The sequence below is a fragment of the Paracoccus sp. AK26 genome, assembly GCF_011801365.1.
GTDB lineage: Bacteria > Pseudomonadota > Alphaproteobacteria > Rhodobacterales > Rhodobacteraceae > Paracoccus > Paracoccus aerius.
The window spans coordinates 187,501-202,117 of record NZ_CP041041.1 but is presented as its reverse complement, the minus strand read 5'-3'; the positions used below and the strand labels follow the sequence as shown (position 1 = coordinate 202,117).

The window sequence follows — 14,617 nt, the reverse complement described above, 5'->3', positions numbered from 1 at the left end:
GGGCAGGGCTTGCGGTCCCAGGGGCCGCCGGCCTGGCCCGGAAGGTAGCCCCTTCACCCTGTCCTTCGGCGATGGCGGCAAAGGGTGATCAGATAGCCCGCCACCCCGGCCAGCGGCCCCGGCAGAAGCAGCCACACGGCGGACGGCCCGATCTTCTGGATCAGGATCGTCGTGGCAAGGATCGACAGCATGGTGATTGCAAAGCCCGCCGCGTTCTGGATCGCCAGGGCAGCGCCCACCATGTCCCTGGGGCAGGCCCGGGCCGACAGGGCCGAGAATTGCGGCGAATCGGCCACCACCGCTGCCCCCCACAGCAGCAGCACCGCCAAAAGCGCCTCTGCCGGAAGGGCCCGCCAGCCAAGCGCAAAGGCTACGATGCATCCTCCTGACAGGATCAGCGAACCCATGGCGACACCTGCACTTCCGATCCGTTGCGACAGTGCGCCTCCCGCAAGGCAGCCCAAGGCTCCGGCGGCGATGACAAGAAAGGAAAGACCTGCCACCCCAAGCGCGGGAAAGCCCGCATCAAGCCCGGTGGCGGCCACCAGCATGGGAACGGCCGTCCAGAAGGCGTAGAGTTCCCACATATGCCCGAAATAGCCGATCGCGGCGGCGCGGAACCGCGCGATGCTGAAGGTTGAAAGCACGGTCCGTGTCCGCTTCACGCCAGCGGCGGCTGGCAGATGCGGCCCCGTTCCCAGACGATGCACCAGTGCCGCACCCACAAGCGCTAGGCCGGACGAGCCGCTGACGATCCACTGCCACGGCAACTGCCCCCCGCTGAAGCGCAGGAAATGCGGCAGGGCGGTGCCAAGAGTCAGCATCGCGACCAGCAGGGCCAGGGCCTGACCCGTCCGCTCTGGCTCCCAGCTGACGATCAGCTTCATGCCGATCGGATAGATCCCCGCCAGGCTAAGCCCGACAAGAAAGCGAAAGACGCTGCCGGAAACCACGTCCTGGGCCAGCCATGCGAAGCCCAGGTTGAACAGCGCGCCTGCCAGGGCCGAGGTGACGAAGATGGTGCTGGCGCGAAAGCGGTCCGCAAGACCCAGCAGCGACATCCCCAGCGTTCCAAGGATGAACCCGCCCTGCACCGCAGTCGTCAGCCACCCGATGGCCGAGGCGTCTGCGCCCCAGGCATCGATCAGCCCGCCGGCTGCGCTGTTCGCGCTGAACCACAGCGAGGTGCCGAAAAGCTGCGCGATCGACACCACGGCCACGGGCCCGATCGATGAGGGGATCCTGCGCCCGGATTCTGTCATGTCGCATCCCCCTCGTGCTGATGGCCGGGACATCCTTTCAATGCGGCAGGTTCGCGTCGCCGATCAGGCGGCGGTGGCGACGGGCCTCGGCCACGGCATCCTCGAACCGCTCGATGCCCTTTGCCTCGAGCGCCGGGATCAGCCGCAGGAAGGCTTCGGCCGTCGCGATGGCATCGCCCATCGCCCTGTGGCGGTTTTCGGGCGGGATCTGGATCCCCAGGCGACTGGCCAGGCCGTCCAGCGTGTGATCGGCGGACTGGCCCCAGACCATCGCCGACAGCAGCACGGTGTCCAGCACCCGGTTGTCGAAGCGGATGCCGGTTTCGGTTTCCGCCCGGCGCAGGAAGCCCATGTCGAAGGGTGCGTTGTGGGCGATCAGGACGCTGCCTTCGCAGAAATGCCGGAACGCGGCCAAGGCAGCGGCCAGGTCGGGCGCGCCGCGCAGCATCCTGTCCGTGATGCCGTGGATGGCGGTGGAGGCCGGCGGGACCGGCCGACCCGGATCGACCAGCGTGTCGAAGCGCTCGCCGGTCAGCCGTCCCCGCACCAGTCTCAGGCCCGCGATCTGCACGATCCGGTCGCCGTCGGTCAGGCCGGTAGTTTCGGTGTCGAAGACCACGCAGGTCAGGTCCGCCAGGCGGGACGACGAAAGGGCGCGGCCCGCAAGGGCAAAGTCATAGGTCACGCCACGCCCTTCGGCCGCGGCCTCGGCCCGGGCCAGCGGCAGGACCAGACGCGCCATCCGGCCGTCGACTTCGGGCCAGATCGCCGTGCCATGCGCGGCCAGAACCTCGGCCCCGGCCAGGTCGGGCTGCCCCGGATCGGGTGCCTTGCCCAGCCATGCTTCCAGTTGGTCGACAGGGACCGGCGCGCCCTGCCATTCCAGGACAAGCTGCATCCCTTCCAGCACGTCGGGGCGAACCGAAACCCTGGGTTCCAGCCCTTCCGCGCGCAGTTGCCTGTCCAGAAACACCAGCAGCGCGTTCAGCGGCCCGGCCTCGGCCCGAAAGACAAGCGGCGGAAGAAGACCGGCATGGGCAAGGCCCGCCGTCAGCTCGTCCAGCCCCGCCAGACCCGATGGGGCATCATCGGCCAGGATCTGGGACAGCCGGCGGGTCGTTGCGGCCAGACCTCGGCCTTCGGCCCGAAGCACCTTCGCCAGGGACGGGGGAACGGGGCCTTCCAGCGCCTCGAGCAGCGGCACCAGCGTTGCGGCATGACGGCGCAGCGCCTCGAGCGTCGCGCGGGGGGCGAGGCTGTCCGGCAACGGCTGGCGCATCGTCAGCAGCAGGCCCTGTTCGATCCTGCGCAACCGGGCGGACATCCTTGTGCCCTGCCCAGTCATCCAGGACAAATCCGTCGCCGGGGCGCCTGCATCCAGTCGCGCCCGGGCTGCCTGCAAGGCCGCCCCGCTCAGATGCCGGTCCAGCGGGCGATCAAGCGCCAGCCCCGGAAGCAGTCCTGCCGCACTGGCATTGTAGAAGATCACCCGCCCCTGCCCATCCGTCATCACCGCGCCCGCCCCGAACTCGGCCAGGATGGATTCGAGCGTGGCCTTTTCGCGCACCTGTTCGGCAGCATGGGTTTGCAGGGCTTGGTCCAATGCCTCGGCCGTGCGAAGGCGGGCGGCGGCGGCGTCCTGCGCGGCGGGTCCAAGATCGGCAAGATGGGCGGTCTTCGACAAGTCGGGCGGGCGGCCGGTGCGCAGGCTGCCGGCCAGCATCTCTATGGGACGGGCCAGATGCTGGTCGAACAGATACCACAGCCCGGTCGCCAGGCCCGCAAGCCCGAAGCCCGCCACCATGACGCCCTGAACGACCGCATCGGTCCCATCGCGCGCCGCCAGCCACAATGCCGCACCCGCAACGCCAAGGGTTGCCAGGCCATAGGCCGCGAAAAGCGCCAGCAAGCGCAGCCGCAAAGAGCCGCGCCTTGTCATTGCCTGTCAAGAAGGCGGGCCATTTCCGCCCGCAGTTCGGATAGCTCGAAGGGCTTGGCGATGAAGCCGTCCGCGCCCAGGGCCATGCCCTTGCGGTGCTCGACCACCGAACCGCGCGCCGTCATCAGCAGGACCCGGACCTGCGCCAGATCCGGATCGGCGCGCAGATCCTGCAGGACCTGATAGCCGGATACCTCGGGCAGCATCACGTCCAGCAGAACCAGGTCGGGCCGGGACTGCCGGATGGAGGACAGCGCGTCCTTTCCGCTGGCCAGCCGTTCATGGCGATGCCCGTCGCGCGTCAGCAGGAAATCCAGGGCGATGGCGATGTTATCCTCGTCCTCGATGACCAGGATCCTGGCCATGTCACCCCTCCCCCGCGCAGACGGCGGCAAAGGCCGGGTCGTCGGCCGTGGCAGTTGTCCAGTCGCCGCGCGCGGGACGGATGCGACCACCCGCGCAGTCGAAATCCTGCGGCACGATGATGGTCTGGCCGCGCCTTTCGACCAGCATGATGGGCGCCTGCCTGATCCCGCCCTGGCCTTCGCGGATCTGTGCGGGATCAAGTGCCGCGAAGCGGACCTCGACCGGGGCAAGATAGGTCCAGGGCGCCCAGGGCTGGCTGTCGCGCCCGACCAGCAGCACCTGGGTATCCTGCGGCAACCGGGCGGTCGCGCGCCCGAACCAGGCATAGTCGTTCCAGACCGAATAGCTGACCATGGCCAGCCCGATCCCCGCCGGCAGCAGCCAGGACGCCAGCTTCAGCCCGGCCTTCTGCGCCGCGTGCGACATGGCGTAGAGCAGGGCGGCCGCCCCGATGCCGACGGCGATCACGCCCAGAAGCTCGGTCCCGATCCCTGTCATCCCAGCATTCCCTTTCCATGTCCCATAGCCGACTGCATCCCGCGCACGACCACAAAGGCGTCGCGCAGGTGGCTGCGTTCGAAATCCGCCAGATCCGCGGGCGAGAGATAGTTGTCCGGCGGCCGCCCAGCCTTGACCAGATGCGCCTGGTTTTCCAGCCGGGTCGTCTGGATCATGTCATAGGCCGCGATCAGTTCCCTGGCCCCGGCGGGCGAGATGACGCCCCGCGTCTCGGCAGCCTCCAGCCGGGCGCGGGTGTTGACGACGTTGATCCGGCCCTGCAACGCATAGATCCGCGCAAGGTCCGTGACCGGGACGACGCCGTTGTGCTTCATGTCGATCCGGTGCCGATGCTCGCCCGACCGGATCGTGGCAAAGCCCCCGATCAGCCCCAAGGGCGGGCGGTGCTTCAGGGCATTCGCCACCATATGCGCCAGGAAGATCGAGTTCCTGGCAGCCATGTCCAGCGTCTGGCGCTGCAGATCCTCCAGCAGCGCGGCCTCGCCGCCGATCGGGCGCAGGTCGAACATGACCGAGGCCAGCATCTGCGCCTCGGGGCTGGGACGGGTGATCCAGTCGCGGAAATAGCCCTGCCAGACCGGCACCGGCTGACGCCAGCGTGGGTTCGTGGCCATCATGTCGCCCGGGCAATGAACATAGCCGCAGGCGTGCAGCCCATCGCTGACGAAACGCGCCAAGTCTTCGAACCACGGGTCGCCCGGATCGGCGCCCGGCGCCAGGATCAGGCAGTTGTCCTGGTCGCTGACGCCTGTCTGTTCCTGACGCCCCTGGCTTCCGCAGGCGGCCCAGAGAAAGGGCGCGGGCGGCGGTCCCATCCGCTGCTGCGCCAGGTTCAGCAGTCGGCGGGTGACCGCATCGGCGATGTCGGTGATCATCCGGGTGATGACCTCGTGCCGTTGCCGCGCCAGGACAAGCTGCACCAGCAGTTCGGGGATCCGGGCAGTCACCTGCGCCATCTGGGCCACGTCGTCGACCTGCGCGACCTCGCGGATCAGCCCGGGGGCCGAGATCGCCTGCACGCGCGTCAGGTCGGTCTGGCTGATCATGCCGACAAAGCGGCCGTCAGCGACAACCGGCAGGTGGCTGACGCGGCGTTCCAGCATGATGGTCAGCACGTCATAGCCAAGCGCATCGGGCGCCAGGGTGACGGGATCGACGGTCATCACCTCCGATACCGGGCCGCGCGGGTCCCGACCCTCGGCCACGACGCGGTTCGACATGTCCCGGATGGTGACAAGCCCGATCAGGCGGCCCCCCGCCGTGATGCCGATGCTGCTGACACCGGCCTGCCGCATCTGGCGCGCGGCCTCGATGATGGGTGTATCGGGCGCGCAGGCGACGGGCTTGCCCGACAGCAACTCGCCCACCTTCAGGGTGGCGACGCTGGTGCCGCGATCCGGGACGCCCCGCCCCCGGTCGAAGAACCGCGCCACGGCCCGATGCTCCTTGATCAGGCGCGTCACCTCGTCCCGCGGCAGCATCAGGATCACGGCCTCGTCCAGGGCACGGGCCGAAGTGACGGCGGTTCCATGGCGCAGCAGGCCGCGTTCGCCAAAGGAGTTGCGCGGCCCAAGCTGGGAGACGCTGTCGCCATGGCGGTCGGTGACGACCACATGGCCGCTTTCGATCAGGTAAAGGCCTGGGAGGCGGTCGCCGAACTCATAGATCGTCTGGCCCGGCGCAAAGGACCTGCGGCTGAAGGAACCGGCGACCCGCGCCAGCTCGTCCCGTTTCAGGCTGTCATAGGGATGCACTGTGGCGATGAAGTCGATGATACCAGTCATCACCCGCTGACCTTGGCAAGGATGCCGCGCCCCCCGGGGAGGCGCGGCAGATGTCGGTTTCAGTGGCTGATCGCCCCGGCTGCGCCGCGCGGAACCCGGATCGATTCGACCAGGTCCTGCACATGTGCCGGGGGCCGCTTGCTGACCGCCGAGACGGCAAAGGCCACGGCAAAGTTGATCAGCGCGCCGATGGTGCCGAAGGATGCGGGCGAGATGCCGAACAGCCAGGCATCGGGCGTGTCGGGCAACATGTTGGTCCCGGCAATGAAGAACCACCCCTTGTAGGCGAAGATGTACAGGATGGTGGACAGCATCCCCGCGATCATGCCGGCGATGGCCCCTTCCTTGCCGACGCGGCTCGAGAAGATGCCCATCATCAGCACCGGGAAAATCGAGCTTGCGGCAAGGCCGAAGGCCAGGGCCACTGTCTGCGCCGCAAAGCCGGGCGGGTTCAGCCCCAGAAGCGTCGCAACCAGGATCGAGACTGCCATGGACACGCGGGCCGCAAGCAGTTCGTTCTTTTCGCTGATGTTCGGGCGCAGCGTGCCCTTGATCAGGTCATGGGACACCGCGCTCGAGATCGCCAGCAGAAGGCCGGCCGCAGTGGACAGCGCCGCCGCAAGTCCGCCTGCCGCGACGATTGCGACGACCCAGCCGGGCAGGTTGGCGATTTCCGGATTGGCGAGGACCATGATGTCGTTGTTGACGGTGGTCAGCTCGTTGCCGCCCAGGCCCTGCGCCGCCGCCATCTCGGCCGCGGGGCCTTCGGTTGCGGTGTCGTTGTAGTACTGGATCAGGCCGTCGCCGTTCTTGTCCTCCCATGCCAGCAGGCCGGTGGTCTGCCAGTTGCGCATCCAGGCCAGGTCCGGGCGCGACTCGATGTCGCTCAGCGCGACGGCGGGCTGGCTGAAGGTGTCGCCCGCCTGCGCGCCCGGCCACATGGTGGTGGTCAGGTTGAAGCGCGCCATCGAGCCCACGGCGGGGGCCACGGTGTAAAGCAGCGCGATGAAGACAAGCGCCCATCCGGCCGACTTGCGGGCGTCGGCCACCTTGGGAACGGTGAAGAAGCGGATGATGACATGCGGCAGGCCCGCGGTGCCGATCATCAGGGCCATGGTGAACAGCACCATGTCCAGGGTCGAGTTGTGATGCCCGGTATACTGGCGAAAGCCAAGATCCGTCACCACCTGGTCCAGCTTGGCCAGGAAGGCCATGCCCGACGCGTCATGCGTGGCGAACAGGCCCAGCTGCGGCAGGACATGACCCGTCAGCTGCAGGGAGATGAAAACCGCCGGGATCGTATAGGCGATGATCAGCACGATGTATTGGGCCACCTGGGTATAGGTGATGCCCTTCATGCCCCCCAGCACCGCATAGCAGAACACAAGCGCCGCGCCGATCCACAACCCGGTCGAGTTCGACACCTGGAGATAGCGCGAGAAGGTGACGCCCACCCCGGTCATCTGGCCGATCACATAGGTGATCGAGACGATCAGCAGGCAGATCACGCCGATGATCCGCGCAGTCTGGGAATAGAAGCGGTCGCCGATGAACTCGGGCACGGTGAACTTGCCGAACTTGCGCAGATAGGGCGCAAGAAGCAGCGCCAGCAGCACATAGCCGCCCGTCCAGCCCATCAGATAGGTCGAATTGTCATAGCCGGTGAAGGCGATCAGCCCCGCCATCGAGATGAAGGACGCGGCCGACATCCAGTCGGCCGCCGTGGCCATGCCGTTCATGACCGGGCCGACGCCCCGGTTGGCAGCATAGAATTCGGCCGTGGAACCCGCGCGGGCCCAGATGGCGATGCCGATATACAGCGCGAAGGACGCGCCGATGACCAGCAGGTTCAGGGTAAACTGGCTCATGACGCGCTCCTCACTCGTCCACGCCGTATTCGGCATCCAGCCTGTTCATCCGGGCCGCGTACCAGAAGATCAGCACGATGAAGACTAGGATCGAACCCTGCTGCGCGAACCAGAAGCCCAGGTCCGTGCCCCCGATCGGGATGGCTGCAATCAGGGGGCGAAGGATGATTCCGAAGCCATAGGACACCAGGGCCCAGATGGCGAGGCAGGTATAGATGATGCGGAGATTGGCTTGCCAATAGGCATTCGACGAATGTCTGTCACTCATGTCGCTTGGATCCTCCCTTTCAGACATACTGCTGGAGCCGCCTTGTTCTTGTCGCATCCGGTTCTGGCGGCAGAACCGGACGGCTCGCCTGTTTCTTCCCCTTCTTCGGGTTTTCACCCTCTGTTCATCCTGTTCTGGATGAGGTCGTCGACGACTTCGGGTTCGGCGAGGGTGGAGATGTCGCCGAGGCTGCTGTAGTCGTTTTCGGCGATCTTGCGCAGGATGCGGCGCATGATCTTGCCCGAGCGGGTCTTGGGCATGCCGGGCGCCCACTGGATCACGTCGGGCTTGGCGATGGGGCCGATCTCGGTGCGGACCCATTTCTCAAGCTCGCCGCGCAGCTCGTCCGAGGGCTCGACGCCGTTCATCAGCGTCACATAGGCATAGATGCCCTGCCCCTTCAGCGGGTGGGGGTATCCCACCACCGCGGCCTCGGCGACCTTTTCATGGGCCACAAGCGCGCTCTCGACCTCGGCCGTGCCCATGCGGTGGCCCGAGACGTTGATCACGTCGTCCACCCGCCCGGTGATCCAGTAGTATCCGTCCTCGTCGCGCCGGCAGCCGTCGCCGGTGAAGTAGTAGCCCGGATATTGCTGGAAATAGGCCTCCTGGAACCGCCCGTGGTCGCCCCAGAGCGTGCGCATCTGGCCGGGCCAGCTGTCGGCGATGCACAGGACGCCCTCGGCCGGGTTGCCGTCCTGGACCTGGGCGGTCGCGGGATCGAGGATCACCGGCCTGATGCCGAAGAAGGGCAGCGTGGCCGAGCCGGGCTTGGTTTCGGTGGCGCCGGGCAAGGGCGTGATCAGGTGGCCGCCGGTCTCGGTCTGCCACCAGGTGTCCACGATCGGGCAGCGGTTCTTGCCGATATTGTCGTTGTACCAGGTCCAGGCCTCGGGGTTGATCGGCTCGCCCACCGTGCCCAGGATGCGCAGGGACGACAGGTCGTGGCCCCCGATGGGATCGGTGCCCTTGGCCATCAGCGACCGGATCGCGGTCGGCGCGGTGTAGAACTGGGTGACCTTGTGCTTGGCGCAGACCTCCCAGAAGCGGCCGGCATCGGGCCAGGTGGGCACGCCCTCGAACATCACGGTGGTGGCGCCATTGGCCAGGGGGCCATAGACGATATAGCTGTGGCCGGTGACCCAGCCCACGTCGGCCGTGCACCAGAAGACGTCGCCGTCGCGATAGTCGAAGGTGTATTGATGCGTCATCGCGGCATAGACCAGATAGCCGCCGGTGGTGTGCACGACGCCCTTGGGCTTGCCGGTGGACCCCGAGGTATAAAGGATGAACAGCGGATCCTCGGCCCCCATGGGACGGGGCGGGCAGTCGGGCGCCACCGTCTCCATCAGCGCCTTCACATCCACGTCGCGGCCCTCGATCCAGGTGGTCTGGTCGCCGGTATGCTTGACCACCAGGCAGCGCACCCGGTCCGAGCAGTGCAGCAGGGCGGCGTCGGTGTTCGACTTGAGGTTGGTGCGGCGCCCGCCGCGCGGCGCGGTGTCGGCGGTGATCACCACCTTGGCGCCGCAGTCGTTGATGCGGTTGGCCAGCGCATCGGGCGAGAAGCCCGCGAACACGATGGAATGGATCGCCCCGATCCGCGCGCAGGCCAGCATCGCATAGGCCGCCTCGGGGATCATCGGCAGATAGATCACCACCCGGTCGCCGCGCATGATGCCCTGGGACAAAAGCACGTTGGCGAAGCGGTTCACCTTTTCCGACAGCTGGGCATAGGTGATGTGCTGGGCGGGCGTGGCGGGATCGTCGGGCTCGAAGATGATCGCGGTCTGGTGGGCGCGCTTGGGCAGGTGGCGGTCGACGCAGTTGACCGAGGCGTTGAGGATCCCGTCCTCGAACCACTTGATCGAGACCTTGCCAAAGGTGAAGTCGGTGTTCTTGACCGTGCTGTAGGGATGGATCCAGTCCAGCCGCCGCCCTTCCCGGCCCCAGAACGATTCGGGATCAGCCACCGATTCGGCGTAAAGACGCGCATAATCCCCAGGACCAACATGCGCACCCGCAAAACCCGCAGGTATCGGATGCTTTTGAATCGTGTCAGCGCTCATGGGACCTCCCTCACATGGCGAGCTTGTGTCTTCGTCAGGTCAAACCCGGCAGGGGACCGGACGGCGATAAGGGTTTGTAAAGAAATTAAACCACAGGCTTTGGCGCCCTATAAAGTATTTTCTGCCCAGGTAAAAAAATTTACGGGCAAAGGATATCAAAAGTAAAACATTCACATTGGCGGAGATATCTTCTGGAAAGCTCATGCCTCGGTTCTGACGGCATTCGCCGACCGTCCCGTCGGGCAGGGGGTTGCTGACGGGGTCAAGGCGGCAGCGGATGTTGGCCGTGGTCGGCGGCAGTATCTGGCAGGGAATGTCGAATTGAGAAGATGTCCGATCTTTTGCGCATGACCAATCGGGTCGGGGTGATGCGACGGTAGCCATAGGTCGGCCGTGCTGCGACAAGCGCCGTGATGAGCGGCACCAACGCCGCATCTTGCGCTTTACGGTAGCGCCGCCGCGGCTTCGCTTTGCCTTGCCGCCGGTCGACCAAGTTAGAGCGGGCGACGCCCAACGTCTCTGCCACCGTCTTCACTGGAAATCGCCTTTCAGTGGCGACCGCGCGAGCAAGGTCAGTTTTTTTGAGCGTGACTTGTCCAGGGCCTCCCGCAGGATCTCGGCCTCCAGCGTCTTGCGGCCAAGCGCGCGCTCAAGTTCGCGAATGCGGTCCTCCAGCTGTCGCACAACCTTGTTGCTGGTGACGTCATCATCCTCGGCCACGGCAACGCTCCTCCCTTCGAGCATGAGCCGTCGCCAACGATACAACAGGTTTGGCGCTACGCCATTGCGGCGCGCCACGACCGAGATGCTTGCGCGGTCGTCGAGCGTCTCCTCGACAATTCGCAGCTTCTCGGCGGTAATCCAGCGGCGCCGGCGGCCAACATCGGTGACGATTTCGATCCCTGACATAAGCACGTGCTCAGGCATATGCCTAAGCCTCCATGGTTATGCCCAAGTTTCCGGTCGAAATGGGGGCCAGTTCAGTCGGTGATGAGCGAGCTGAAGAACCGGGGGCTGTAGGACATCCTTATCGAGGTCGTCGACGGGCTGACGGGTTTTCCAGAGGCGATCACCGTTGCCTGATGGGCGGGCTGATCGAGGATGGCGTGGTGATTGTGCCGATGGCGGGCAAGCGGGCGACCTGGAGGGGGTTCTGGCCGCGATGCTGTTCCTGCGCTGCGCATCCCTTGGCTTAAACGCAAAGAGCCTCCCTGGGGGAGGTTTTTTGGTGTGGTGATGCGGTGTGTTTTTGGTTGCGGGGGCAGGATTTGAACCTGCGGCCTTCAGGTTATGAGCCTGACGAGCTACCGGGCTGCTCTACCCCGCGACAGGGGTGTCCTGGATCGGGATGATCGTTTCAGGGAGATATTGCGTGTCTTTCCAGGTCTGGCGGTGACCTACTCTCCCACGTCTTGAGACGCAGTACCATCGGCGCAGCGGCACTTAACGGCCGAGTTCGGGATGGGATCGGGTGTTTTGCTCGCGCTAGGGCCACCAGACCGGGAAAGACACGCTCAGCGTTGCCACTTTGGAGTGACGATGTTGTCCAAGGATGCTTTTGGAAGAAGTCCTGCTTCTTCCGGATCAAATCAAGCCTATCGAGCCATTAGTACCGGTCAACTGAATGCATTGCTGCACTTACATCTCCGGCCTATCGACGTGGTGGTCTTCCACGGCTCTCAAGGGAGACCTTGTTTTGAGGGGGGCTTCACGCTTAGATGCCTTCAGCGTTTATCCTGTCCGTTCATAGCTACCCTGCACTGCCGTTGGCACGACAACAGGTCCACCAGTGGAACGTTCACCCCGGTCCTCTCGTACTAGGGGCAACTCCTCTCAAGTCTCCAACACCCACGGCAGATAGGGACCGAACTGTCTCACGACGTTCTAAACCCAGCTCACGTACCTCTTTAAATGGCGAACAGCCATACCCTTGGGACCTGCTCCAGCCCCAGGATGAGATGAGCCGACATCGAGGTGCCAAACGATGCCGTCGATATGGACTCTTGGGCATCATCAGCCTGTTATCCCCAGCGTACCTTTTATCCGTTGAGCGATGGCCCTTCCACTCGGGACCACCGGATCACTATGGCCGTCTTTCGACTCTGCTCGACTTGTCAGTCTTGCAGTCAGGCTGGCTTCTGCCATTGCACTCAACGAGCGATTTCCGACCGCTCTGAGCCAACCTTCGCGCGCCTCCGTTACTGTTTGGGAGGCGACCGCCCCAGTCAAACTACCCACCACGCAGGGTCCCGGACCCGGATAACGGGCCGCGGTTAGACATCAAGAGTGCGAAGGGCGGTATCTCAAGGATGGCTCCACGGGAACTGGCGTCCCCGCTTCAAAGCCTACCGCCTATCCTGCACATCGCAATCCTGATGCCAGTGCGAAGTTGTAGTAAAGGTGCATGGGGTCTTTCCGTCTAACCGCGGGAAGTCTGCATCTTCACAGACAATTCAATTTCGCTGAGTCCACATTTGAGACAGCGGGGAAGTCGTTACGCCATTCGTGCAGGTCGGAACTTACCCGACAAGGAATTTCGCTACCTTAGGACCGTTATAGTTACGGCCGCCGTTTACCGGGGCTTCAATTCAATGCTTGCACATCTCCTTTTAACCTTCCGGCACCGGGCAGGCGTCAGACCCTATACGTCGCCTTACGGCTTCGCAGAGCCCTGTGTTTTTAGTAAACAGTCGCCACCCCCTGGTTTGTGCCCCCGACCAATGCTTGCGCACCAATCGGGCCTCCTTCTCGCGAACTTACGGAGGTATTTTGCCGAGTTCCTTAAATGTGGTTCTCTCAAGCGCCTTGGTATTCTCTACCAGTCCACCTGTGTCGGTTTAGGGTACGGTCTTGTGGAGGGCTATTTCCAGGAACCGCTCAGCCGCCCTTCCAATCCGATAAGGAAGAACGACACCTGCGATCCGTCACCATCTCCTGGCCCAGGACTATTAACCTGGTTCCCATCGACTACGCCTTTCGGCCTCGCCTTAGGGGCCGGCTCACCCTGCTCAGATTAGCTTTAAGCAGGAACCCTTGGACTTTCGGCGACAGGGTCTCTCACCCTGTTTGTCGCTACTCATGTCAACATTCTCACTTCTGATCACTCCACCGGATGGCTCACGCCCCGGCTTCACAGTCAGAACATTGCCTCCGTTGAACCCGAAGGATCAAAAGAGGCAGCGTCCTATATCACAGAACGCTCCGCTACCACGTGCATAAATGCACATCCAAAGCTTCGGCTCGTGGCTTGAGCCCCGTTACATCTTCGCCGCAAGACCTCTTGATTAGACCAGTGAGCTGTTACGCTATCTTTAAAGGATGGCTGCTTCTAAGCCAACCTCCTGGTTGTTTTGGAAGTCTCACATGCTTTCCCACTTAGCCACGAATTGGGGGCCTTAGCTGTTGGTCAGGGTTGTTTCCCTCTCCACGACGGACGTTAGCACCCGCCGTGTGTCTCCCGGATAGTCCTCTCGGGTATTCGGAGTTTGCTTAGACTCAGTAAGGCTGTGGGCCCCCATCATCCATGCAGTGCTCTACCCCCCGAGGGATACGTCCGAGGCGCTACCTAAATAGCTTTCGCGGAGAACCAGCTATCTCCGAGTTTGATTGGCCTTTCACCCCTAGGCACAAGTCATCCCGACCTTTTTCAACAGGTGTGGGTTCGGACCTCCAGTTGGTGTTACCCAACCTTCATCCTGCTCATGCCTAGATCACTCGGTTTCGGGTCTGATCCGTCTGACTCATGCGCCCTTTTAAGACTCGCTTTCGCTGCGCCTACACCTAACGGCTTAAGCTTGCCAGACAGACCAAGTCGTTGACCCATTATACAAAAGGTACGCCGTCACATCTCAAGGATGCTCCGACTGCTTGTAGGCGTCCGGTTTCAGAAACTGTTTCACTCCCCTCGTCGGGGTGCTTTTCACCTTTCCCTCACGGTACTGGTTCGCTATCGGTCAGTAAGGAGTACTTAGCCTTCGAGGGTGGTCCCCCGATCTTCAGACAGGATTTCACGTGTCCCGCCCTACTTAATGCGTCCCATCAGACTTCCCATACGGGGCTGTCACCCGCTCTGGCCAGACTTTCCAGTCTGTTCTGGTCATCCTCAAGGCTCGGCTGGTCCGCGTTCGCTCGCCACTACTAGCGGAGTATCTGTTGATTTCCTTTCCTCCGGGTACTTAGATGTTTCAGTTCCCCGGGTTCGCTTCTTAAACCCTATGTATTCAGGTAAAAGATACCTGGTTAACCCCATTGTTGATACCGCAAGGTAACAACAACAGAATTTCAGGTGGGTTTCCCCATTCGGAGATCCATGGATCAAAGCCTATTCCCGGCTCCCCATGGCTTATCGCAGGGTATCACGTCCTTCATCGCCTCTTACTGCCAAGGCATCCACCAAACGCCCTTATCGCGCTTGATTTGATCCGGAAGAAGAAGGACTTGCGTCCCCAGGGCGCGGCCTTTTGCTGCCCGCACCCGTCGCTTCCGATCAAAAGCATGTACGTTTCCCGCCCCTTCCAGGCGGAAGGGACATTTGCGCCGGTC

9 protein-coding genes, 1 tRNA gene, 2 rRNA genes and 2 pseudogenes are annotated in these 14,617 nt (G+C 63.8%); 1 reads left to right on the top strand and 13 read right to left on the bottom strand.

Annotation, left to right across the window (positions count from 1 at the left end):
- Positions 1 to 53: 53 nt before the first annotated feature.
- The 10 genes and pseudogenes from FIU66_RS00925 to FIU66_RS00880 all read right to left on the bottom strand — a co-directional run.
- Complete coding sequence (locus FIU66_RS00925) at positions 54 to 1,262, bottom strand: MFS transporter (protein WP_167620953.1); 1,209 nt, start codon at positions 1,260 to 1,262, stop codon at positions 54 to 56.
- 37 nt (positions 1,263 to 1,299) lie between these two features.
- Entirely contained in the window at positions 1,300 to 3,171 is a 1,872-nt protein-coding gene (locus FIU66_RS00920; protein WP_240544709.1) for a 3'-5' exonuclease, read from the bottom strand.
- A 26-nt stretch (positions 3,172 to 3,197) separates the two neighbouring features.
- Positions 3,198 to 3,566, bottom strand: a complete 369-nt coding sequence (locus FIU66_RS00915) for a response regulator transcription factor (RefSeq protein ID WP_167620949.1) — start codon at positions 3,564 to 3,566, stop codon at positions 3,198 to 3,200.
- A gap of 1 nt (position 3,567) precedes the next feature.
- On the bottom strand, positions 3,568 to 4,065 hold the full coding sequence (locus tag FIU66_RS00910; protein WP_167620947.1) for a hypothetical protein: 498 nt from the start codon (positions 4,063 to 4,065) through the stop codon (positions 3,568 to 3,570).
- The gene (locus FIU66_RS00905; RefSeq protein ID WP_167620945.1) at positions 4,062 to 5,870 is read right to left on the bottom strand and encodes a putative nucleotidyltransferase substrate binding domain-containing protein; all 1,809 of its coding nucleotides are present in this window, start codon (positions 5,868 to 5,870) and stop codon (positions 4,062 to 4,064) included. Before FIU66_RS00905 ends, FIU66_RS00910 begins: the two co-directional genes overlap by 4 nt.
- 59 nt (positions 5,871 to 5,929) lie before the next feature.
- The gene (locus FIU66_RS00900) at positions 5,930 to 7,738 is read right to left on the bottom strand and encodes a sodium:solute symporter family protein (RefSeq protein ID WP_167620944.1); all 1,809 of its coding nucleotides are present in this window, start codon (positions 7,736 to 7,738) and stop codon (positions 5,930 to 5,932) included.
- Between the two features lie 10 nt (positions 7,739 to 7,748).
- Positions 7,749 to 8,006 carry a DUF4212 domain-containing protein gene (locus FIU66_RS00895; RefSeq protein WP_167620942.1) on the bottom strand — a complete coding sequence of 86 codons (258 nt, stop codon included), beginning with the start codon at positions 8,004 to 8,006 and terminating at the stop codon, positions 7,749 to 7,751.
- 113 nt (positions 8,007 to 8,119) lie between these two features.
- Positions 8,120 to 10,075, bottom strand: a complete 1,956-nt coding sequence (gene acs / locus FIU66_RS00890) for an acetate--CoA ligase (protein WP_167620941.1) — start codon at positions 10,073 to 10,075, stop codon at positions 8,120 to 8,122.
- Between the two features lie 39 nt (positions 10,076 to 10,114).
- On the bottom strand, positions 10,115 to 10,459 hold the full coding sequence (locus FIU66_RS00885; RefSeq protein ID WP_167620770.1) for a hypothetical protein: 345 nt from the start codon (positions 10,457 to 10,459) through the stop codon (positions 10,115 to 10,117).
- Positions 10,440 to 11,002: pseudogene (locus tag FIU66_RS00880) on the bottom strand (transposase); the annotation flags it as partial. The gene FIU66_RS00885 and the pseudogene FIU66_RS00880, both read right to left, overlap by 20 nt.
- A gap of 60 nt (positions 11,003 to 11,062) precedes the next feature.
- On the opposite strand from FIU66_RS00880, the pseudogene FIU66_RS18310 reads away from it, so the two are divergent.
- Positions 11,063 to 11,155, top strand: a pseudogene (locus FIU66_RS18310) (transposase); the annotation flags it as partial.
- A gap of 170 nt (positions 11,156 to 11,325) precedes the next feature.
- Here FIU66_RS18310 and FIU66_RS00875 read toward each other — a convergent pair.
- The 3 genes from FIU66_RS00875 to FIU66_RS00865 form a co-directional block, all read right to left on the bottom strand.
- A tRNA-Met gene (locus FIU66_RS00875) sits at positions 11,326 to 11,402 on the bottom strand.
- A 57-nt stretch (positions 11,403 to 11,459) separates the two neighbouring features.
- Positions 11,460 to 11,574, bottom strand: a 5S ribosomal RNA gene (gene rrf / locus FIU66_RS00870).
- 86 nt (positions 11,575 to 11,660) lie between these two features.
- Positions 11,661 to 14,492: ribosomal RNA gene (locus FIU66_RS00865) — 23S ribosomal RNA — on the bottom strand.
- Positions 14,493 to 14,617 lie beyond the last annotated feature (125 nt).